Raw genomic sequence first — 21872 nt, 5'->3', positions numbered from 1 at the left:
TTTTGGCTTCACTCGCCGCGATGGATATCGCGGCGTTGACGCGCAAGCTCAAAAGAAATGCGATCCTCTATGCTTTCGTGCTGCTTTTCCTGCTGACGGCCTATGGACTGTTAGTGGCGGCGCTCGCAGTCTATCTCGCCGGCATATGGGGACCGCCGATGGCGCTGCTTGCAGTCGCCGGTGGCGCGCTCGTCCTGGCATTGATCATGTATCTCTGCGTCGTTATCGCCAATGCTTCCGAACAGCGCCGCAAGCGGGAAGCCGCGGCCTCCAACAGTTCCAAGGCGTTGATGATAACAGCGGCTCTGACGGCATTGCCGCTGCTGGTCAAATCACGTCCGCTGCTGCTCGTCGCGGTGGTCGGCGGTCTTGGCTTCCTCGCGGCGAAGTCCATGGGTGGTCCGGGCCGGCGACATTCCGAGCCCGGCGAATAAGCAGGTCTCGTCGCGCGACCAGCTGAACGGTCGCCTGCCGCGCGCAGGCGGCCGTATTCCGCGTTGTGCTGGGGCCTGCTCTCGACGAAAGCGGGCTTCGCGAACAATAGCAGGCGGTTTGCGACCGCCCTGTGTCTTTTGTAAATGACCGGGCGTTCTTTCGATGGTCTAGCCGAATTTCGTTGTCGAATCTCGGGCGGACTTAATTGTTGCGAATCCTCGTTGTCGATCGGGAGTTCCTGGTGGCCATGGAAGTGGAGGCCGTGCTCACCGAGGCGCTTGCCTGCGAGGTCCAGGTCGCCACGCCACACACCTATATGGTGGAACTGGAAAGCGGCTGGTTCGACGTTATCGTCATCGATTCGAGGCTGATTGGTGGAGAGGCTGGGCTTCGGCTGAGAGCTTCAGGCTCGGGTCTGGTGTTCACCACGCTCAGCGTCGAGGACATGGATGGTCTGAAGGGCTGGGACGGAATAAGTGTCGTCGCCAAACCGTTCAACGACCGCCACCTCGTCGAAGCCGTCAAAAACGCCGCCCAGGTGTGAGCGGCGTTCTCTCAGATTTTTCAGGATCAGCTGCCAAAAGCACGTGACGTGATCGCCGCATCGCCTGCATCGGGGCCGTAGTCGCCCTCGCCGGAGACACCCAGCAGCTCCTGCAGACGGGCGCGGGCGCGGCTGACGCGGCTCTTGATCGTGCCGACGGCGCAGCCGCAGATCGCAGCCGCCTCCTCATAGGCGAAACCGGCGGCACCCACGAGGATGATCGCTTCGCGCTGATCGTCAGGCAGCTTGTCGAGCGCCTTGCGGAAATCCTGCAGGTCGAGCCTGCCGTACTGTTCCGGATGGACCGAGAAACGCTCGCTGAACAGGCCGTCGCTATCCTGCACCTCGCGTCCGCGCTTGCGCATCTGGCTGTAGAATTCGTTGCGCAGGATGGTGAACAGCCAGGCCCGCATGTTGGTGCCTGCGGTGAAGCTGGTCTGGTTCGCCCAGGCTTTCATGATTGTATCCTGCACGAGGTCGTCCGCCTTGTCGTGCCGGCCTGTCAGGGATACCGCGAAGGCACGCAGATTAGGCAGCGACGCGAGAAGGTCGCGCTTGAAGCCGCGATCGTCGCTCTCGTCTTCCTTGCTCATTTTGCGTTCACCGGTTTGGCGTTCTTCTCAGCCTGCTCCAGGCGCTCAAGAAGATCGAGAAAACGATCCGGAATCCCTTCTTCCTGTACCGCGTCGTAGAAGTCCCGTAACTTGCGGGATATGGATGCATTCGGCGGCACCGCTCCGGGTCGGACTTCTTGGGATGGGATTGCTGTCATCTCTTCTTTTTTTCTGTTGTCGTCACTCATCACGCGGGCAGCCTGTTGCGATATCGTCGGGCAAAGGAATTCCTGGCGGCAAAAAAAGTTCCACTCTTGCGGAACTTTTTTTCAAGGCCCACGTTCATAACAGGTCAATTGCCCACCGGGCACCGAGGGAGATTTTGTATGTCACTCACCACACGCGTTGCGTCTCACCTTCCATATCTGCGTCGGTATGCTCGCGCCGTCACCGGATCACAGACCTCGGGAGACGCCTATGTTGCCGCGGTCCTGGAAGCTTTGATCGCAGACGTTTCGATATTCCCCGAGACGTCCAAGGACCGTGTTTCGCTCTATAAACTCTTTGTTACAATTTTTGGTTCCACGAACATTGAGATTCGCCCGATCGAATCGCCGTTTGCCTGGGAGCAGCGCGCGGCAGCCAATCTCTCGATGCTTCCCTCCCAGTCGCGGCATGCGTTCCTGCTTGTCTCGGTGGAGGGTTTCAGCATCGAGGAAGCCGCGGAAGTCCTGGATGTCAGCCCCGCTGAAGTGAACCGCCTGCTCGACGACGCGACCCGCGAAATCTCGCGGCAGGTCGCGACCGACATCATGATCATCGAGGACGAGCCGCTGATCGCGCTCGACATCGAACAAATGGTGCAGGATCTCGGCCACCGCGTCACTGGTATCGCCCGCACCCATAAGGAAGCGGTGTCGCTCTTCCAGTCCTCGCACCCGAAAATGGTGCTCGCCGATATCCAGCTCGCCGACGGCAGCTCCGGGATCGACGCGGTCAATGAAATCCTGAAGTCTTCGAGCGTGCCGGTGATCTTCATCACCGCTTTCCCGGAGCGGCTTCTGACCGGCGAACGCCCGGAACCAGCCTTCCTCGTTACCAAGCCCTTCAACCCGGACATGGTGAAGGCGTTGATCAGCCAGGCGCTGTTCTTCAACGAAGCCGTGAAGGCCGCCGCTTGATCCCATGGGCGGCAGGCGAGCGGACCAGGCCGGAACAAAATGCAACGGGTAGCGTTCTGGCGCATCCGAAGAGGAAGGCCCATGTTGTATTATGCTCTTGTCTGCCTGCTCGTCGCGATCTTCACCGGTGCGCTCGGCTTCAGCGGCATTGCGGGAACGGCAACCGGCCTCGCACAGCTTCTGTTTTTCCTGTTTCTCGCACTGTTGCTGATATCGCTGGTGGTCGGGTTGTTCCGGCGTGTTTGACGTCCTATAAAAGTCGGATAATCATACTCATAAATCCAGGTGTTTCTGCGCACAGCAGGTGCCCGGTTCCCCCGCAAGCCCGCAGACGGAGTGAGTAACTTGGTGAATCCCCTGACATGGCAGCAGGCTGGTCAGAGTGATGACAAGTTACGCGAATTTTTCATGCCGGCGCTGGTGGATCTCGGCGCCAGCATCATGATCCAGGACGCAGGCCGCAATTATCTCTTCGTCACTCATCTTCCGGAGGTCTGGGCGGTCGAGCACGTCAGGACACCCACCGATGTCAGCCTGTTCGGCGACGAGGTCGGGGCAAAGCTCGCGACCCTCAAGGACGGCATGACGGAAGCCGGGCGCAAGGGCCATATCGAGATTACCATCGGCACCGAGCAGATTTACGAGTTCCGGGTCCAGACGGTGGAATTCTCCAATGGCGGCCTGCATTTCGTCACCACCATCATCGACCGTTCCGAGGAACGTCATCGCGAGCGGCTGCTGCGCGCGCTGCTGCGCGAGGTCAGCCACCGTTCCAAGAACCTGCTCGCCATCATCCAGAGCATTGCGCTGCAGACGGCCCGTTATTCAGGCTCGCTGGAACTGTTTCTGCACAAGTTCCGGGGGCGGCTTTATTCACTCTCGCAGAGCCAGGACCTGATCACCGATTCCAGCTGGCGCGGCGCCTATTTTTTCGAACTGGTGCAGCAGCAGACGGAAAAGTACCTGCCCGAAAACAAGCATCTCGTGCGCGTCCACGGAGACAACATCCTTTTGACGCCGAACGCCTCGCTGCATATCGGACTGGCGCTGCACGAGCTGATCGTCAACGCGGTCAGCCACGGTTCGCTATTGCGCAGCGGCCGGGTGATCAACGTCACCTGCACCCGCATGCACCTCAACGGCCATGATTCGCTGGAGATGATCTGGGACGAAGTGCTGGATGCCAGCCGGAGCTCCGAAGATACCGAGGATTCGTTGAAGGCGCATTTCGGCAGCACCGTGCTCGAGCGTGTCGTTCCGGCCTCCGTCAACGGCAAGGCGCAATACGTCATCTCCAACGACCGCATCAGCTATCGGCTGGTATTCCCGCTGGAGAGCGGCGGGGATTGAAGGATAGTCGTTGGTGAGTAGCTTTCCAGCTCATTGATGCCCCCGCTACGTAAACCTTTGCGAAAAGCTCGCTCGCAGTGCCATTACTCATCATACCCCACAAAACTGAGCTGGCCCGGTTCCGGTTGACGGAGCCGAGCCAGTTCGTCTCTTCGAGGGGGATTGAAGAGTATGTCCGAAGGCTTTGTAGGGCGGGGGACGGGGGGTCGCCTTCGAACACTCACATAACGGGCGCCTCGGGAATAGGTTCCGGCAGTTCCAAATTTTTTTGAATTTTTTTCAGCGGTCTTTTTTTCCGACTGGCGAATGAAGAATGGCGGCTTTGCAGCCGCCATTCCGATCAGGTCCGTGTGGCGGGTTCAGTGTTTCAGCGCCCTCGGATCGAGCGCGTCGCGGATCGCATCGCCCATGTAATTGACGCTGAGTACAGTCAGCGAGATCGCCAGGCCCGGCCAGAGCACGCGCGAGGGTGTCAACTGCAGGAAGTTGGCGCCATCGAACAACAGCCGTCCCCAGGTCGGGAAATCCGAGGGAAAGCCGAGGCCCAGGAAGCTCAGTGCCGATTCCGTGATGATCGCCGAAGCGATGCCCAATGTCGCCGAAACCATGATCGAGCTCAGCACGTTTGGCAGGATGTGCCTGAGGATGATGCGATATTCCCGCATGCCGCTCGCCTTCGCCGCCAGGATGAATTCCTGGCTTTTGACGGCCAGCACATCACCGCGCACGATACGGGCGGTGTGCATCCAGCTGGTGATCCCGATCACGAAGACGATCAGGATGAAGATGCCGGTCTCCGGTCCGAACGCTGCCCGCAAGGTATCGCGAAACAGCATCAGGATGACGAGCAGCAGCGGCAGGAGCGGTAGCGCCAGGAACAGGTCGGTGATGCGCATCAGCGGACCGTCGAGCCTGCGGATATAGCCGGAGACTACTCCCACCAGCGTTCCGAGGAAAAGCGCCAGCAACATCGCCGTGATGCCGACCGCAAGCGAGATGCGGCCGCCGGCGAGCACCTGGGCAAGCATGTCCTTGCCGAGGTTATCGGTGCCGAACGGATGTGCCCAGGAGGGCCATTGGTTCTTGTCGCGGATATTGATGGCGTTGGGGGCCACCCGGTGGATATACGGACCCACAAACACCGCCAGCACGATGAACGTGAAGACGATCAATCCGACTACTCCGCCCTTGTGGGAACGGAACTGGCGCCAGATGTCCGCGAGCGCCGACCTTGTGGGAGTTGCCGCCTTGGCGGGCGGGGCGGTTGTAAGCGTCGCATCAGTCATAACGGATCCTCGGATCAAGAATGCCGTAAAGCACGTCGGCGATGAGGTTGAAGAGCACGATCAGCACCGCGAAGATGAAGGTCAGGGTCTGGACGAGCGGGATATCGGCCCCCTGAACCGCGATGATCAGCAATTGGCCGAGGCCATTCACGCGAAAGATCTGCTCGGTGATGATGGCGCCCGAGAAGATCGTCGGCACGCCGAGTGCGATCACGGTGACGACCGGGATCAGGCTGTTGCGCAGCACATGGATGAGCAGAACCGACTTTTCCTTGACGCCCTTGGCACGCGCGGTGCGTACATAGTCCTGGTGCAGGTTGTCGAGCATCGAGGCCCGCACGAAACGGGTGATCTGCGAGGCGTTGAAGAGCGACAGAACGGTGACCGGCAAGGCCATCTGCTTGATCTGCTGCAGGAAGCTCGAGAAGTCGTTGACGACCAGGTTGGTGTCATAGACCGACGGGAACCATTGCAGCCAGGAGGAGAAGATGACGACCAGCAGCACGCCGGTGAAGAAGGTCGGCACCGAGTATCCGACCATCGACAGGAACGTGCCGATCTGGTCGAAGATCGAGTACTGCTTGTAGGCGGAGATGACGCCGATCGGAACGGCGATCATCACCCCAAACACATAAGCGAGACCAACGACCCATAGCGTCTGGGGCAGGCGCTGGACGATCAGGTCGACCACCGGGCTGCGGGTCGCCCAGGACAGCACCCGCATGCGGGTACCATCGCCAAATTGCCAGCCGGTCAGGCGTTCGAGGATGTTGAGTGGTTCGTTGATGAAGAATTGCTGCAGCCAGTAGAGGTAGCGGAAGAAGAATGGCTGATCGAGGCCGAGCGATGCGCGGATCTGCTCGCGGACCTCCGGCGGGATCGTCAACGGCAGGTCGCCGGTTGGATCGTTGGGGGCAAGATCGAGTAGCGCGAAAATGACGAAGCTAATGATCAGCAGCGTCGGGATTGCGAAGAGCAATCGTCGCAAGGTGTAGGTGAACATCAATAAGTCTCCAGACTAGCGCGGAGAAGAAAATGCGGGCACCGGGCCTGCCGCAAGGGCAGGCCCGGCGATCGGCATCACTTCGTGCGCGACCAGTCGGCGACGTTCCACAGCTCGCTATCCCAGGCGTTCATCTTCACGCCGGCGAGCTTGAGAGAATGCGAGGAGACGCTACCGCGGTGGACGAGCGGGATATGCGCGCCTTCCTCGGTCAGCATGTCGTTGAGCTGCTTGGCAAGCGTTGCGCGCTTGTCGAGCTCGGCGGTCTTCGAAAGTTCGCCGAGCAGCTTGTCATAGGCCGGGTTGCAGTAACGCGGGATGTTCTGGCCCTGCCAGCCGTTCGCCGGGCCGGGAACCTTGTCGCACAGCCATTCTGCGAGATACTTTTCCGGATCGGTGCCGTCGAAGTTGTTGGTGTACATTTCGACGTCGGCATAGAACTTCTGGAAGGTGTCCGGGCTTGCCGGATCGCCGCCGAAGAAGACCGAGGCGCTGGCGTTGCGCAGTTCGGCGCCGACGCCAATCTGCGACCACATGTCCTTCACCAGTTCCTGGGTCGCCTGGCGAACCGAGTTGGTGGAGGTCGCATAGAGGTAGGAGAGCTTCACGCCGTTCTTGGCACGGATGCCATCCGGGCCTTTCTTCCAGCCGGCATCGTCAAGCAGCTTGTTGGCGGCCACAAGATCCTGCTTCAGGCACCAGTTGTCGTTCTTGGTGGAAGCGACGGCGGCCGGTGCGGGAACGATGTTGCAGGTCGCCTTGCCGGCTGCGCCGTATCCTGCCTCGACGATGATGCTGCGGTCGATGGCGAGCGAAAGCGCGCGGCGGACTGCCGGGTCGGAAAGCGACGGATGCGGGCCGGCTTCCTTGGTGGAACGTTTTGCGCCAAGCGACGGATCGGCATTGTAGTGGTTGAGATTGATACGTTCGACCTGGGTGCCGAATGCCGTTTCCAGCTTGCCCTTGCCGGCAGCGACCATCTTGGCGAGGATTTCCGGCTCTACCTGCATGTTCCAGGCATAATCGTATTCGCCGGTTTCGAGAACGGCGCGCGCCGCCGACGCAGCGTCGCCACCGCCCTTGAGGGTGACGGTTGCGAAGGCAGGCTTTGCCGCATCGCGGTAATTGGTGTTGGCGGTCAGCGTGATGACGTCGTTCGGCTTGAATTCCTTGACGACGAACGGACCGGTGCCGATCGGGCCGAAGTTGGCCGAGGTGCAGCCCGGGGCCTTGGCGCCGACGCAGTTTTCGAATTGCTTTTTCTGGATGACCGGCGACTGGGCGCCGACGAAAGCGCTGTAGGGATAGGGCTTCGGTTCGGTAAAGGTGATCTTGACCGTCTGCGGATCCGGAGCCTCGACGCTCTTGACGCCCTCGTACTGGGCGGCCTGGGCGCAACCGCCGTCCGGCGCGATGCAATATTTCCAGGTGAAGATGACGTCGTCAGCCGTAAAAGGCGTGCCGTCCGACCATTTGACGCCCGGCTTGATCTTCCAGGTCATGCTGAGCAGGTCCTTGGCGACGCCGCCGTTCTCGACGGTTGGGATCTCGGTGACCAGCATCGGCACGAGACTACCCTTCTCGTCGTAGCGGGCGAGCGGCTCGATGACCATCGAGGACGCGTAGACTTCCTTGGTGCCGCCGGAAAGGTAGGGGTTCATCGTCGAAACGGCCTGCCAGAACAGGATCTTCAGATCCCCGTCCGTGCCCCGTTCGGCATGCGCGGCGGCGCCGGCGAAGGTGAGGGCGGCAACTGTGCCGGCCAAAAGAAGTTTGAGGTTTTTCATGCTGCTATTCCCCTTGTCGTTCTCTTATGAGTTGTGGTTGGGCCTGCCGGTCGAGCCGGCTTTTTGTGCCTCGGGACTGCGAAGTCGCCTTCCTCAACTTATTGACTTCGCAGCGTATTTCCTGTCGGTTCCTCCTCCGAAACTACCTTAAGAACAAGTTACATCCTGCCGCTTTTGGCGAGCATGATCAAATTTTGAGCCATCTAAGCATAGGCCTATTTTCCGTTCAAGCCGGAAAATTGAAGCTTGCAAAATCGTGTCTTCGCGTCGCAATATCCGCCCGACATCCACCCTTGGCAGAGTGGAAATATGAAAAAACAACGGGGTTATCACTATGCCGGTCATCAATCGCGTCGCCGAAATGCAGGATCAGGTCGCTGAATGGCGGCGCCATCTGCACGAGAATCCGGAGCTGCTCTACGACGTCCACGAGACCTCGAGATTCGTCGCGGAAAAGCTGCGGGCCTTCGGCTGCGACATCGTCGAGACCGGCATCGGCAGGACCGGTGTCGTCGCAATCATCAAGGGCAGCCAGGGCGATGGTCCGGTCATCGGTTTCCGCGCCGACATGGATGCGCTGCCGATCCTTGAGACCTCCGGCAAGCCCTGGGCTTCCAAGACGCCCGGCAAGGCGCATTCCTGCGGCCATGACGGCCACACCGCCATGCTGCTGGGTGCTGCGCAATACCTTGCCGAGACGCGCAATTTCAAAGGTTCGGTCGCGCTGATCTTCCAGCCGGCGGAGGAGGGCGGCGCGGGCGCACTGGCGATGATCAACGACGGCATGATGGAGAAGTTCGGCATCAAGGAAGTCTACGGCATGCATAACGAGCCGCGGCTTCCGGTCGGCAGTTTCTCCACCCGCAAGGGCGGCATCATGGCGGCGGCCGACACGTTCGAAATCACCGTCCACGGCCGCGGCAGCCACGCCGCGCAGCCGCACAATTCGATCGATCCGATCCTGGTGTCCTCACATATCGTGCTGGCGCTGCAGTCGATCGTCTCGCGCGAGACCGACCCCCTGAAGTCGCTGGTCGTCACCGTCGCCTCGATCCACGGCGGCGAGGCGAGCAACGTTATTCCGGCCTATGTCAAGATGACCGGCACGGTGCGCACCCTGCTGCCGGAAACTCGCGATTTTGCCGAGAAGCGTCTGAGCGAAGTGGCTCAATCGACCGCGATCGCCCATGGCGCCACGGCCGACATTATGTATCGCCGCGGTTATCCGGTCACCTTCAACCACGACAACGAGACGGATTTTGCCATCGAGATCGCGGCCAAGGTCGCCGGTCACAAGTCGGTGCTGACCGGCATGGCGCCGCATATGGGCGCGGAGGATTTTTCCTACATGCTGGAGAAGCGCCCCGGCGCCTTCATCTTCATCGGCAACGGCGATACCGCCAACCTCCACAACGCTGCCTACGACTTCAACGACGAGGCAATTCCCTTTGGCGTCAGCTACTGGGTCACGCTCGCCGAAACCGCGCTCGCCGCCTGATCCGAAGGAGATTTCCATGCTGCTTTCCGGCACTTCCATGGAACAGGGCGGTGGTTCGGTGACCCCGGTCCTGTCTGTCCGCAATCTTTCCACCTCTTTCCGGGTGAACGACGAATGGCGCACGGTGGTGCGCAACATCTCGTTCGACGTCGCGCCGCGCGAGACGGTGGCGATCGTCGGCGAATCGGGCTCGGGCAAGAGCGTCACCTCGCTGTCGATCATGCGGCTGCTGCCGAAGAATTCGAGCAGGATCGAGGGGCAGGTCTTCCTTAACGGGCGCGAATTGCTGTCGCTGCAGGAAGAGCAGATGCGCCGCGTGCGCGGCAAAGACATCTCGATGATCTTCCAGGAGCCGATGACCTCGCTCAACCCAATTTTTCCGATTGGCAAACAGATCGCCGAGGCGCTGACGGTCCATACCGACATCAGCAATGCCGATGCGAAGAAGGAAGTCATCCGCCTGCTCGAAAAGGTGCGTATCCCGAATGCCTCGTCGCGTTTCGACGAATATCCGCACCAGTTTTCCGGCGGCATGCGCCAGCGCGTCATGATCGCCATGGCACTGGCGGCGAGACCTAAGTTGCTGATCGCCGACGAACCGACCACCGCGCTCGACGTCACCATTCAGGGCCAGATCCTCGACCTCATCAAGGTGCTGCAGGAAGAGGAGGGCATGTCGGTCCTCTTCATCACCCATGACATGGGTGTGGTGGCCGAAGTCGCCGACCGCACCATCGTCATGTATCGCGGCGATGCGGTGGAGACGGGCGAGACCAGCGACATCTTCCACCGCGGCCAGCATCCCTATACCCGCGCACTTCTGTCCGCCGTGCCGCGTCTCGGCTCGATGGGCGAGCGCAAGCTGCCGCTCCGGTTCCCGATCGTCGATATCAAGACCGGCGAGCAGATGCTGCTTGCCGACGTCACCGACACGGTAGGCAAGGGCAAGACGCCGATCCTCGACGTCAAGGATCTGACCACCCGGTTCGACATCCATTCCGGCCTGTTCGGCCGCAAGTCCGGCGCGGTCCATGCGGTCGAAAAGGTCTCCTTCGATCTGTTCCCGGGCGAGACCCTGTCGCTCGTTGGCGAATCGGGTTGCGGCAAGTCGACCACCGGCCGTTCCGTCACCCGTCTGATCACGCCGACCAGCGGCGAGGTCACCCTCGATGGTTATGAGGTCATGAAGCTCGATCAGCCGACGCTGCGCCAGATGCGCCGGTCGATCCAGATGGTCTTCCAGGATCCGTTCGCCTCATTGAACCCGCGCATGAGCGTCGGTTCGGCTGTCATGGAACCCTATGTCGAGCACAGCCTCGGCACCAAGCAACAGGCCCGCGACAAGGCAGCGAGCCTGATGGAGAAGGTCGGCCTTTCCGCCGACATGATGAAGCGTTTCCCGCACGAGTTTTCCGGCGGCCAGCGCCAGCGCATCGCGATCGCCCGCGCCCTGATGCTCGACCCGAAGATCATCGTGGCCGACGAAGCGGTCTCGGCGCTCGACGTGTCGATCAAGGCGCAGGTCTGCAACCTCCTCCTCGACCTGCAGCAGAGCCTCAATCTAGCATTCCTCTTCATCAGCCACGACATGGCGGTGGTGGAACGCGTCAGCCATCGCGTCGCGGTCATGTATCTCGGCGAAATCGTCGAAATCGGCCCGCGGGCGGCAGTGTTCGAGAACCCGCAGCATCCTTATACGCGGAAGCTTATGTCCGCCGTGCCGATTCCGGATCCGTCCCGCCGGCGGATCAAGCGCAACATGTCGACCGACGAGATCAAGAGCCCGATCCGCCCGGTCAACTACGTGCCGCCAAAGCGGGAGTATCGCGAGGTGAGTGCGGGGCACGTGGTGCAGGTGGCGTAGCACATCGAGACGGTTGAGAGCCTGTGCTCGTGACATCAACCCCGCACGATCCGGATCGTGCGGGTTACCGATCGGGGGCGCCGGCTGTTCCATCGCCGTTGGCATCCGTATTTTCAGCGGCCATCGTCTTTTCCAGCCGGACAACGGCATCCACGAATGTTGGAAATACTTCGCGAATCCGAGCCAGGTTCTCGATCACCTTGTCGGCTTTCAGGTCGAATCCGTATCGGTGCCGAACGAGATGGCGGAAGGCTTTCAGTTCCGTCAGAGACTCGTATAGCTCCGTGTCGATAACGGACGGTCGTATGCCGTCGATTTCGGCCGACATCTGGTCGAGAACGTCCTGATGCATTGTCGGCCCGCTGGGGACGAGACCGTCCACGTCCCGTGCCACGCTCAGAAGACTGTCCTCAATGCYGTTATAGACGTTATGGATACCCAATGAGATGGCTGACAGCGCACCCCATTCTCCGTCGGAAACTTCCTGGGAATGTCGCGCGAGGAAGATTTCGAGCTGTTCCAGCTCTCGTTCCGCGCGCGCGATCTTCGGTGACAAGCGTGAAAAAGCCGGAAGGCTAAACGCAGCCATCTAGAAGCTCCTGTACCCTGTCAGCGGTCATATCGGCCTCGAAGATCAGATCATAGGGAATATCTGTCCCTCTCATATGATCTGCGACGAGACGTTCAATGAAAAGTCTGCGCGCAGGGTCGAGCGGGCCCATCACCAGGAGGTCGACATCAGAATGTAAATGAAAATTGTGCTTCGCCAAGGAGCCGATGATGCGCATCTCGACGCCATGCTTGCGGGCGTCTTCAAGTATGCGTTCAGCGCGAAAGGACGCGGTCTTGTGTCGCGTTTCCGCTCGACGTTCAATCAGCACTTCCATCCGGTTCATGCGTGGGTTCCCGGCTGATACCATTCTCCTTCAGCCTATATCATTTCTCTACGGGCTCAAAGGTAACGTAACGGTCACACGAGGGTAGGCGCGGCGACTACGCGGGCGCAATGTGGCCGCAATGGATTTTGATGACGAAACAATTTCCTCTGCGAATAGCTACCATGCGGTTCTTCCGGCCGTTTGACAGACCATCCGAAACCATGGCAGCAACAGGTGGAGGAGAATTTCTGCCATGGCAAAACGGTCTGATACGCAAGGGCGGCTCGACGATGCGGCGCGGGCCGGCTGGCTCTATTATGTCGCGGGGCGGACCCAGGACGAGATCGCCGCGGCCATGAGCATTTCGCGGCAGTCGGCACAGCGGCTGGTGTCGCTCGCGGTTGCCGAACGGCTGATCAAGGTGCGCCTCGACCACCCGATCGCCGCCTGCCTGGAACTCGCCGAGGCGTTGCGCAAGAAATACGATCTCAAACATGTCGAAGTGGTGCCGAGCGATCCGGCAGGGAGTTCCAGCACCGTCGGGATCGCCGAAGCCGGCGCCGCCGAGATCGAGCGCTGGCTGAAGCGCCCGGACCCGATCGTCATCGCGGTCGGCACGGGCCGCACGCTGAAGGCCGCCGTTGACCAGCTGCCGCCGATGGAATGTCCGCAGCACCGGATCGTGTCGCTGACCGGCAATATCGGGCCGGACGGATCGGCTGCCTTCTACAACGTCATCTTCTCGATGGCGGACGCGATCAAGGCGCGGCATTTTCCTATGCCGCTGCCGGTTCTCTGTTCTTCGGCCGAAGAGCGCGAAACCCTGCACGACCAGGCGCTGGTGCGCTCGACGCTCGAACTCGGCGCACAGGCGGATGTTACCTTCGTCGGCATCGGCGAACTCGGGCCGGACGGCCCGCTCTGCGTCGACGGCTTCCTCGGCAAGGAGGAAATGCAAAAACTCGTCCGAGAAGGTGCTGCCGGCGAGATCTGCGGCTGGGTCTATGACAACCAGGGTAGGCTTCTTGCCAATTCCATCAACGACCGCGTCGCCAGTGTGCCGATCCCCTCGCGGGAGACCTCCTCCGTCATCGGACTGGCGCTGGGGCGCAAGAAGTTTCAAGCGATTTCCGCTGCGCTCAAGGGCAATATCATCAACGGTGTGATCACCGACGAGGCGACTGCGGAGCAATTGCTCGGTCGCTGAGCAAAAATTATCCGTAACCAGATCAACGACATGACCTTTGTCTGCTGCGCTGCAGCGACGAATAGCGATTGACTTTTTACGCCGTTTAACGAGTAATTGCCCATGAGCAAAGCGAATGCTCGTTACTCATCTTCTGGGAGGAAGATATGACATTGAAGACGATTTTGCTGGGCGCCTGCTCGGCGCTGGCGCTTGCCGGCCTTTTCTCCACTGCGGCTTCGGCTGAAACCCTCACCATCGCGACGGTCAACAACGGCGACATGGTCCGCATGCAGGGCTTGACTTCCGAGTTCACCAAGGCGAACCCGGATATCCAGATCAACTGGGTCACGCTTGAAGAAAACGTGCTGCGCGAGCGTGTCACCACTGACATCGCCACCAAGGGCGGCCAGTACGACATCCTGACGATCGGCAATTACGAAGTTCCGATCTGGGCGAAACAGGGCTGGCTGCTCGAGCTGAACAAACTCGGCGACAAATATGACGCCAACGACATCCTGCCGGCGATCAAGGGCGGTCTGACCGTCAACGGCAAGCTCTATGCGGCGCCGTTCTACGGCGAGTCGGCGATGATCATGTATCGCAAGGACCTGTTCGAGAAGGCCGGCCTCAAGATGCCGGAAAACCCGACCTGGGAATTCATCGGCGATGCGGCTCGCAAGATCACCGACCGCAAGACCGACGTGAACGGTATCTGCCTGCGCGGCAAGGCCGGCTGGGGCGAGAACATGGCGTTCATCACGGCGCTCACCAATTCGTTTGGCGGCCGTTGGTTCGATGAAAAGTGGAACCCGCAGTTTGACCAGCCGGAATGGAAGGCTGCCTTGCAGTTCTATGTGGACCTGATGAAGGATGCCGGCCCGTCCGGCGCTTCCTCGAACGGCTTCAACGAAAACCTGACGCTGTTCCAGCAGGGCAAATGCGGCATGTGGATGGACGCCACGGTGGCCGCCTCCTTCGTCTCCAACCCGAAGGATTCCAAGGTTGCCGACAAGGTGGGTTACGCCCTCTTCCCGGTGAAGGGCGAGATGAAGAACCATGGCAACTGGCTGTGGTCGTGGAACCTCGCGGTCCCGAACTCTTCGAAGAAGGCTGACTCGGCGCAGAAGTTCATCTCCTGGGCAACCAGCAAGGAATACACCCAGCTCGTCGCCTCCAAGGAAGGCTGGGCCAACGTTCCTCCGGGCACCCGCACCTCGCTCTACAACAATGCGGACTATCAGAAGGCCGCCGCCTTCGCAGCTCCGACCCTTGCTGCGATGGGCGCTGCCGACATTACCAAGCCGACCGTCAAGCCGGTGCCCTATACCGGCGGCCAGTTCGTCGCGATCCCTGAATTCCAGGCGATCGGCACGAATGTCGGACAGTTGTTCTCGGCAGTCGTTGCCGGCCAGTCCACGGTCGCCGATGCGCTTGCCCAGGCCCAGACGGCTACGACGCGCGAAATGAAGCGCGCCGGTTATCCGAAGTAAGCTCCAGAGCCACGGCTGTCCGGCAATCCTGCGCCGGACAGCCGGATCTTGGCCTGGATCATCCGCCTTGAAGATTTGAGGTGGGCCGGTGATCAGGCGAGGCAATCCGGTAACAACCAGATAACAACAAAAAGCTGCATCCTGCGTCCGTCTCCTTCCCCAAAAGAAAAAGGCGCGGGATAACTGGAACGACTACGTTCCATGGGAGGGCGTCTGATATGGCAACGCAAAATACCAAGACGTTGGCGCGCCTGATGATGGCGCCCTCCGTTCTGCTTCTTCTCATCTGGATGATCGTGCCACTGGCGATGACGCTGTGGTTCTCGTTCCAGAACTATAATCTGCTCGATCCGTCCAATGTCAGTTTCACGGGTCTGTTCAACTACCAGTTCTTCTATACCGACCCCGCCTTCTTCCAGTCGATCTGGAACACGCTGGTCATCGTCGGCGGAGTGCTGCTGATCACCGTCATCGGCGGCATCGCTATCGCGCTGCTTCTCGACCAGCCCATCTTCGGGCAGGGCATCGTCCGCATCCTGATCATCTCGCCTTTCTTCGTCATGCCGCCGGTGGCGGCGCTCGTCTGGAAGAACATGATCATGAACCCGAGCTACGGGGTATTTGCCGATATATCGAGGTTCTTCGGCCTTCGCCCGGTCGACTGGTTCGCGCAATATCCGCTGTTTTCGATCGTCGTCATCGTCGCCTGGCAGTGGCTGCCGTTCGCAACACTCATCCTGCTGACCGCGCTGCAGTCGCTCGACGGAGAGCAGAAGGAAGCGGCGGAGATGGATGGCGCCAACTTCCTCAACCGCTTCATCTACCTAGTGGTGCCACATCTCGCCAGGTCGATCACCGTCGTCATCCTCATCCAGACGATCTTCCTGCTCGGCGTCTATGCGGAAATCCTGGTCACCACCAATGGCGGCCCCGGTTACGCCTCCACCAACCTCGCCTTCCTGATCTACCGCACGGCGCTCCTCGGCTACGACGTCGGCGGCGCCTCGGCAGGCGGCATTATCGCAGTCGTGCTCGCCAATATCGTCGCCTTCTTCCTGATGCGCGCCGTCGGCAAGAACCTGGACCGGTAGGAGAAAGATCATGGCACGCAACGTTACGACAAGACACAAGATCACCGCCACGGTCGCCGCCTGGATCGTCGCGCTGATCATCTTCTTTCCGATCCTCTATACGATCATCACCAGCATCAAGACGGAGCCGGAAGCGATCGCTGGTTTCAGCCTGTGGCCGTCCGGCACGTTCGAGAACTACATCACCGTGCAGACGCAGCGCGATTACCTGAAGCCGTTCATGAACTCGGTGATCCTGTCGGTCGGCTCCACCATTCTGGCGCTGATCATCGCGATCCCGTCCGCCTGGGCGATGGCGTTTTCGCCGACCAAGCGGACCAAGGATATCCTGATGTGGATGCTGTCCACCAAGATGATGCCGGCGGTCGCGGTTCTGGTGCCGATCTATCTTCTGTTCCGTGATTTCGGCCTGCTCGACAGCCGCATCGGCCTGACGGTGATGCTGACGCTGATCAACCTGCCGATCGTGGTGTGGATGCTTTATACCTACTTCCGTGAAATTCCCGGCGAGATCCTGGAAGCGTCGCGGATGGACGGGGCGGGGCTCTGGCAGGAGATCGTCTACGTGCTGACGCCGATGGCGGTGCCGGGTATTGCCTCGACGCTGCTCCTCAACATCATCCTTGCCTGGAACGAGTCGTTCTGGACGATCCGGCTGTCGACCACCAATGCGGCGCCGCTGACGGCCTTCATCGCCTCGTTCTCCAGTCCGCAAGGCCTGTTCTGGGCAAAGCTCTCGGCCGCCTCGACCATGGCGATCGCGCCGATCCTCATCCTCGGATGGTTCTCACAGAAACAACTCGTTCGCGGCCTCACGTTTGGCGCGGTTAAGTAAGGAAAACGGACATGGGCAGCATCACGCTCCAAAAAGTGTCGAAAGTGTTCGGCGAGGCCAAGGTCATTCCGTCGATCGATCTCGAAATCAATGACGGCGAATTCGTCGTCTTCGTCGGCCCCTCAGGTTGCGGCAAATCCACCCTGCTGCGCCTGATCGCCGGCCTGGAAGATGTGTCCGGCGGCCAAATCCTGATCGACGGCAAGGACGTCACCCAGGCAGCCCCCGCCGAGCGCGGCCTTGCCATGGTGTTCCAGTCCTACGCGCTCTATCCCCATATGAGCGTGCGCAACAACATCGCCTTTCCGCTGAAGATGGCGAAGATGGAGAAATCCGCGATCGACAAGAAGGTGACGGATGCGGCTCGCGTGCTGAACCTCACCGACTATCTGGAACGTCGTCCCTCGCAGCTTTCCGGTGGCCAGCGCCAGCGCGTCGCGATCGGCCGGGCGATCGTGCGCGAACCTTCGGCCTTCCTGTTCGACGAGCCGCTTTCCAACCTCGACGCTGCGCTGCGCGGCACGATGCGTCTGGAGATCAGCGACCTGCACCACCAGCTCAAGACGACGATGGTCTACGTCACCCACGACCAGGTGGAAGCGATGACGATGGCCGACAAGATCGTGGTGCTGAACCGCGGCAATATCGAGCAGGTTGGCTCGCCGCTCGAACTCTACAAGAGCCCGCGCAACCTGTTCGTCGCTGGCTTCATCGGTTCGCCGCATATGAATTTCGTCGATGGCGCCTATGCGCAGTCCAAGAATGCCAAGACCGCCGGCATCCGGCCGGAACACTTGAACCTTTCGAAGGACAACGGCATCTGGCGCGGCACTGTGAAGGTCGCCGAACATCTCGGCGCCGACACGTTCCTGCACCTCGATGTCGACGGCATCGGCCAGATCACCGCGCGCTGCGACGGGGAGTTCGGCGCCTATCACGGTGACACGGTCTACATGACGCCCGATGAGGCCAAGCTCCATCGGTTCGACGACAAGGGCCTCGCCCTGAAGGCCTGACGGGCCATATCGGAGTAAAGACAATGACTGTGAAGCTTTCGCTGGCGAGCTTGAGTGACGCTGCGGCCACCGCCGCCGTGCCGGCCTATGATCCGAAGAGCCTGACTGCCGGCATCTTGCATTTCGGCGTCGGCAATTTCCATCGCGCCCACCAGGCAATCTATCTCGACGACCTGTTCAATACTGGCAAGGCGCATGACTGGGCGATCGTGGGTGCCGGCGTGATGCCATCCGATGGCGCCATGCGTGACAAGCTGAAGGCCCAGGACTTTCTGACCACCGTCGTCGAGCAAGACAACAACAGGACCGCCGCCCGCATCACCGCGCCGATGATCGACATCATCGCTCCTGGCGACGTCGCGACCGTGATCGAGACACTGGCAGACCCGAAAATCCGTATCGTTTCGATGACAATCACCGAAGGCGGCTATTTCATCGACGCTTCCGGCCGGTTCAACCCCGCCCACCCGGCGATTGCCGAGGACGGTCGGAACCCTTCGAGCCCGAAGACCGTCTTCGGCCTGATCCTCGCCGGCCTCAAGGAGCGCAAGGCGCGGGGGATCGCCCCATTCACCATCATGTCTTGCGACAACATTCCCGGAAACGGCGAGGTGACGGAGAACGCCGTCATCGGTCTTGCCAAGCTTTCCGACCCGGGCTTCGCCCACTGGATCCACGAGAACGTTGCGTTCCCGAGCTCGATGGTCGACCGCATCACCCCAGCGACGGGTAGTCGCGAGATCGATATCCTCAGAAACGATTTCGGCATCGACGACAACTGGCCGGTGTTCTGCGAAGAATTCAAACAGTGGGTGATGGAGGACAAGTTCCCCGCCGGCCGGCCTCGGCTGGAAGAAGTCGGCGTCCAGTTCGTGCCCGACGTAGCGCCCTATGAGCTGATGAAGCTGCGCATCCTCAACGGCGGCCATGCGGCGATCGCCTATCCGGCCGCTCTTCTCGACATCCATTTCGTGCATGAGGCGATGGAGCACCAGCTGATCCGCGGCTTCCTCGAAAAATTGGAGAAGGACGAGATCATTCCGGTCATCCCACCGGTGCCGAATACCAGCCTCATCGACTACTACAAGCTGATCGAGCGGCGGTTTTCCAACCCGAAGATCGGCGACACGATCCCGCGGTTGGCGCAGGACGGTTCCAACCGCCAGCCGAAATTCATCCTGCCGTCCACCGCCGACCGGCTCGCCAAGGGACAGGACATTATCGGCCTGTCGCTGGTCTCGGCACTGTGGTGCCGCTATTTCGCCGGCACGTCCGACAGCGGCAAGGAAATCGTCTTCAACGATGCCAGCGCCGACCGCCTGAACGCCGCCGCGCTGAAAGCCAAGGATAACCCGGATGCCTTCCTTGCGCTTGGCGACATTTTTGGTGACGTCGCGAAATCCGAGCTGTTCCGCACCCGCTTTGCGCATGCGCTGAAGATGCTCTGGGAGCAAGGGACGGCAAAGACGCTGGAGCTCTATCTGGGCGGCAAGCTGGTCAAATAGCGGGGAATGGACGTGCAACAGGCGGCGGGACCACTGGTGATCTTCGATTGCGACGGGGTTCTCGTCGACAGCGAACCCGTCTCCGTGCGCGTGCTGGTCGATGCGCTACGCCGCAAGGGGCTCGAGATGGACGCGGCGGAGGCCTATCGCCGCTTCCTCGGCCGCAGCCTCGGCACCGTCACCAAGACGATGCGCGAGGAATTCGGCGTCGAGGCGGACGATACGTTTCTCGAAGACATGCGCCGCGATCTCTACGCCCGCTTCCGCGCCGAACTGCAGCCGATGCCTGGCATAAGCGAAGCGCTGGATGCCTTGAATTTCCGCCGTTGCGTCGCATCGTCCAGCCAACCGGAGCGCATCCGCCTGTCGCTGACGCTGACCGGCCTGATCGACAAGCTGGAGCCGAACATCTTTTCCGCCGCCATGGTCAAGCGCGGCAAGCCGGCGCCGGATCTCTTCCTGCATGCGGCCAGCGAAATGGGCACCGATCCCAAAGACTGTATCGTCATCGAGGATAGCCCCGCCGGCATCGAGGCGGGCCACAGTGCGGGCATGTCGGTCTTTGCCTTCGTCGGCGGTTCGCATGCCTCGGTTCCCGGTTACCGGGAGCGGATCGATATGCTTTCGCCGGAAGTCGTGTTTGACGCGATGCCGGATTTGATCCACCTTGTCCAAAAACATATGGAGGGTCGCAACGGCTCCGTTTCTTCGACCGCGCTTTAGTGCGATCCTTGAAACTGCCGGGCGACAAGGGACAGGAAACAAATCCGGATGCGTGATCATCTCGTTGCGGTCGATATCGGCACGGGCAGCGCCCGCGCCGGCGTCTTTGATCGCAGCGGGCGGCTGCTCGCCAAGGCGAAACATCCGATCGCTATGTTCCGTCCCAAACAAAATCACGCCGAACATGATTCCGAGGAGATCTGGGCCGCAACCTGCCGTGCGGTAAGGGAGGCGATGGCGGAGGCCGGGATTAAAGCCGACCGTATCGCCGCGATCGGCTTCGATGCCACCTGTTCGCTCGTCGCCCGCGACCGCGAGGGCCAGCCGCTTACGGTTTCCACGACCGGCAAGGCCAATCAGGACACCATCGTCTGGCTCGATCATCGGGGGATCAAACAAGCCGAGCAACTTTCCGCCACCGGCCACAAGGTGCTCGAATTTTCCGGCGGCTCGCTGTCGCCCGAGATGGAAATGCCAAAGCTGATGTGGCTGAAACGGCATCTGCCGCAAAGCTGGGCGAAGGCTGGTTATTTCTTCGATCTCGCTGATTTCCTCACCTGGAAGGCGACCGGCTCGCCCGCCCGTTCCCGCTGCACGCTGACTGCCAAGTGGAACTATCTCGCCCACGAAAATCCCGGTTGGAGCGCCGATTACCTGGCGCTTGCCGGTCTCGAAGACCTGCTCGAAAAGGGCGGTTTGCCGGACGAGACCATCGGCGTCGGGACAAGTCTGGGAGGCCTCAGCCGCCAGGCAGCCGAAGAGCTTGGCCTTGATTGCCAGGCGCGGGTGGCTCCCGGCATGATCGACGCCTATGCCGGCGCATTTGGGGTCCTCGGCGGGGTGTCGGGTGGTGCCTCGGGTGGCTCGACGCTCGAGACCAGCGTGGCGCTGATCGGCGGCACCTCGAGCTGCATTGTCGCCTTCACGAAAGATTCCAAGCCTGGACGCAGCCTCTGGGGTCCCTATTACGAGGCGATCCTGCCCGGCCATTGGCTGGTAGAAGGCGGGCAATCGGCGGCGGGTGCGCTGCTCGACCATATCGTGCTGATGCATGCCGCCGGCGGCGAACCGACGGTCGAGCTGCACGGCCGCATCATCGCCCGCGTCGGCGAGCTCCGCAGCGAGACCGAGGGCGATATCGCTCCGAACCTCCACGTCCTGCCGGATTTCCACGGCAACCGCTCGCCGCTCGCCGATCCGCACGCGACCGGTGTCATCAGCGGGCTGACGCTCGACACCTCCTTCGACGGCCTCTGCCGGCTCTACTGGCGCACCTGCGTCTCGATCGCGCTCGGCATCAGGCACATTCTCGATGCGCTTTCGGGCTATGGCTACCGCTTCGAAACCCTCCACGTCACCGGCGGCCACGTCAACAACCCGCTGCTGGTCGAACTCTACGCCGACGTCACCGGCCGCAAGGTGGTGATCCCCGAGAACCGGGACGCAGTGCTGCTCGGCACGGCGATGGCCGCCGCCGTTGCCGGCGGGGTGTTTGGTTCGTTGTTCGAAGCGGGGCAGGCCATGGATGCGGGCGGGACGGAGCGGCTGCCGGACCCGGCGCGGGCAGAGCAGTACGGGCTGGATTACCGGCGGTTCCTGGCGATGGTCCGGCATCGGGATGAGTTGCGGGGGATGGCGTAGGC

Annotated in this window: 22 protein-coding genes; 15 read left to right on the top strand and 7 right to left on the bottom strand. The window is 61.0% G+C overall.

Annotated features, from left to right (window positions below; translation table 11 throughout):
- Nucleotides 1-2: 2 nt before the first annotated feature.
- Both AC1D3C_RS14265 and AC1D3C_RS14260 read left to right on the top strand, forming a co-directional pair.
- A complete protein-coding gene (locus tag AC1D3C_RS14265; protein ID WP_477483325.1) occupies nt 3-434 on the top strand; it encodes a hypothetical protein in 432 nt (143 codons plus the stop codon).
- Between the two features lie 209 nt (nt 435-643).
- Nucleotides 644-979: a hypothetical protein gene (locus tag AC1D3C_RS14260; protein ID WP_038545506.1), complete on the top strand. Its 336-nt coding sequence runs from the start codon at nt 644-646 to the stop codon at nt 977-979.
- A gap of 26 nt (nt 980-1005) precedes the next feature.
- Here AC1D3C_RS14260 and AC1D3C_RS14255 read toward each other — a convergent pair whose 3' ends face one another.
- Together AC1D3C_RS14255 and AC1D3C_RS14250 are read right to left on the bottom strand one after the other, a co-directional pair.
- On the bottom strand, nt 1006-1572 hold the full coding sequence (locus tag AC1D3C_RS14255; protein WP_038545503.1) for an RNA polymerase sigma factor: 567 nt from the start codon (nt 1570-1572) through the stop codon (nt 1006-1008).
- Nucleotides 1569-1751 (bottom strand): NepR family anti-sigma factor, encoded by a 183-nt coding sequence (locus AC1D3C_RS14250; RefSeq protein ID WP_247137544.1) that lies wholly within the window; start codon nt 1749-1751, stop codon nt 1569-1571. Before AC1D3C_RS14250 ends, AC1D3C_RS14255 begins: the two co-directional genes overlap by 4 nt.
- 168 nt (nt 1752-1919) lie before the next feature.
- On the opposite strand from AC1D3C_RS14250, the gene AC1D3C_RS14245 reads away from it, so the two are divergent.
- The 3 genes from AC1D3C_RS14245 to AC1D3C_RS14235 all read left to right on the top strand — a co-directional run bounded on the left by AC1D3C_RS14245 (nt 1920) and on the right by AC1D3C_RS14235 (nt 4064).
- Nucleotides 1920-2714, top strand: coding sequence for a response regulator (locus tag AC1D3C_RS14245; RefSeq protein WP_038545500.1), 795 nt, complete (start codon nt 1920-1922; stop codon nt 2712-2714).
- A gap of 81 nt (nt 2715-2795) precedes the next feature.
- Nucleotides 2796-2960: a DUF1328 domain-containing protein gene (locus AC1D3C_RS14240; protein ID WP_007758228.1), complete on the top strand. Its 165-nt coding sequence runs from the start codon at nt 2796-2798 to the stop codon at nt 2958-2960.
- A gap of 102 nt (nt 2961-3062) precedes the next feature.
- Nucleotides 3063-4064, top strand: coding sequence for a sensor histidine kinase (locus AC1D3C_RS14235; RefSeq protein ID WP_038549628.1), 1002 nt, complete (start codon nt 3063-3065; stop codon nt 4062-4064).
- Between the two features lie 359 nt (nt 4065-4423).
- On the opposite strand, the gene AC1D3C_RS14230 is transcribed toward AC1D3C_RS14235, so the two are convergent.
- The 3 genes from AC1D3C_RS14230 to AC1D3C_RS14220 all read right to left on the bottom strand — a co-directional run bounded on the left by AC1D3C_RS14230 (nt 4424) and on the right by AC1D3C_RS14220 (nt 8140).
- On the bottom strand, nt 4424-5350 hold the full coding sequence (locus AC1D3C_RS14230; protein WP_038545496.1) for an ABC transporter permease: 927 nt from the start codon (nt 5348-5350) through the stop codon (nt 4424-4426).
- Nucleotides 5343-6353 carry an ABC transporter permease gene (locus AC1D3C_RS14225; RefSeq protein ID WP_038545492.1) on the bottom strand — a complete coding sequence of 337 codons (1011 nt, stop codon included), beginning with the start codon at nt 6351-6353 and terminating at the stop codon, nt 5343-5345. The genes AC1D3C_RS14230 and AC1D3C_RS14225 overlap by 8 nt, the downstream gene beginning before the upstream one ends.
- Nucleotides 6354-6430: 77 nt before the next feature.
- Complete coding sequence (locus AC1D3C_RS14220; RefSeq protein ID WP_477483324.1) at nt 6431-8140, bottom strand: peptide ABC transporter substrate-binding protein; 1710 nt, start codon at nt 8138-8140, stop codon at nt 6431-6433.
- A 334-nt stretch (nt 8141-8474) separates the two neighbouring features.
- Here AC1D3C_RS14220 and AC1D3C_RS14215 point away from each other — a divergent pair, with 334 nt between their 5' ends.
- Both AC1D3C_RS14215 and AC1D3C_RS14210 read left to right on the top strand, forming a co-directional pair.
- Nucleotides 8475-9638: a M20 aminoacylase family protein gene (locus tag AC1D3C_RS14215; protein ID WP_477483323.1), complete on the top strand. Its 1164-nt coding sequence runs from the start codon at nt 8475-8477 to the stop codon at nt 9636-9638.
- A 16-nt stretch (nt 9639-9654) separates the two neighbouring features.
- Nucleotides 9655-11502 carry an ABC transporter ATP-binding protein gene (locus tag AC1D3C_RS14210; RefSeq protein WP_477483322.1) on the top strand — a complete coding sequence of 616 codons (1848 nt, stop codon included), beginning with the start codon at nt 9655-9657 and terminating at the stop codon, nt 11500-11502.
- A 64-nt stretch (nt 11503-11566) separates the two neighbouring features.
- Here the strand turns inward: AC1D3C_RS14210 and AC1D3C_RS14205 are convergent, their stop codons facing one another.
- Entirely contained in the window at nt 11567-12091 is a 525-nt protein-coding gene (locus AC1D3C_RS14205) for a ribonuclease toxin HepT-like protein (RefSeq protein WP_477483321.1), read from the bottom strand.
- Complete coding sequence (locus tag AC1D3C_RS14200; protein ID WP_477483320.1) at nt 12078-12398, bottom strand: nucleotidyltransferase domain-containing protein; 321 nt, start codon at nt 12396-12398, stop codon at nt 12078-12080. Before AC1D3C_RS14200 ends, AC1D3C_RS14205 begins: the two co-directional genes overlap by 14 nt.
- 235 nt (nt 12399-12633) lie before the next feature.
- On the opposite strand from AC1D3C_RS14200, the gene AC1D3C_RS14195 reads away from it, so the two are divergent.
- The 8 genes from AC1D3C_RS14195 (at nt 12634) to AC1D3C_RS14160 (ending at nt 21870) form a co-directional block, all read left to right on the top strand.
- The gene (locus AC1D3C_RS14195) at nt 12634-13587 is read left to right on the top strand and encodes a sugar-binding transcriptional regulator (protein ID WP_477483319.1); all 954 of its coding nucleotides are present in this window, start codon (nt 12634-12636) and stop codon (nt 13585-13587) included.
- A gap of 146 nt (nt 13588-13733) precedes the next feature.
- The gene (locus tag AC1D3C_RS14190) at nt 13734-15059 is read left to right on the top strand and encodes an ABC transporter substrate-binding protein (RefSeq protein WP_247031009.1); all 1326 of its coding nucleotides are present in this window, start codon (nt 13734-13736) and stop codon (nt 15057-15059) included.
- Between the two features lie 218 nt (nt 15060-15277).
- Nucleotides 15278-16150 (top strand): carbohydrate ABC transporter permease, encoded by an 873-nt coding sequence (locus AC1D3C_RS14185; protein WP_247031008.1) that lies wholly within the window; start codon nt 15278-15280, stop codon nt 16148-16150.
- A 10-nt stretch (nt 16151-16160) separates the two neighbouring features.
- The gene (locus tag AC1D3C_RS14180) at nt 16161-16985 is read left to right on the top strand and encodes a carbohydrate ABC transporter permease (protein ID WP_007760466.1); all 825 of its coding nucleotides are present in this window, start codon (nt 16161-16163) and stop codon (nt 16983-16985) included.
- An 11-nt stretch (nt 16986-16996) separates the two neighbouring features.
- Nucleotides 16997-18001: an ABC transporter ATP-binding protein gene (locus AC1D3C_RS14175; RefSeq protein WP_038589884.1), complete on the top strand. Its 1005-nt coding sequence runs from the start codon at nt 16997-16999 to the stop codon at nt 17999-18001.
- A gap of 23 nt (nt 18002-18024) precedes the next feature.
- Nucleotides 18025-19506, top strand: a complete 1482-nt coding sequence (locus AC1D3C_RS14170; RefSeq protein ID WP_477483318.1) for a mannitol dehydrogenase family protein — start codon at nt 18025-18027, stop codon at nt 19504-19506.
- Between the two features lie 12 nt (nt 19507-19518).
- Complete coding sequence (locus AC1D3C_RS14165; protein ID WP_477483317.1) at nt 19519-20229, top strand: HAD family hydrolase; 711 nt, start codon at nt 19519-19521, stop codon at nt 20227-20229.
- A gap of 48 nt (nt 20230-20277) precedes the next feature.
- The gene (locus tag AC1D3C_RS14160) at nt 20278-21870 is read left to right on the top strand and encodes an FGGY-family carbohydrate kinase (protein ID WP_477483316.1); all 1593 of its coding nucleotides are present in this window, start codon (nt 20278-20280) and stop codon (nt 21868-21870) included.
- Nucleotides 21871-21872 lie beyond the last annotated feature (2 nt).

The organism is Neorhizobium sp. P1_A6 (assembly GCF_056406795.1).
Note: the sequence above shows the minus strand (reverse complement) of the source record. Positions and strands in the feature narration are given on the sequence as shown.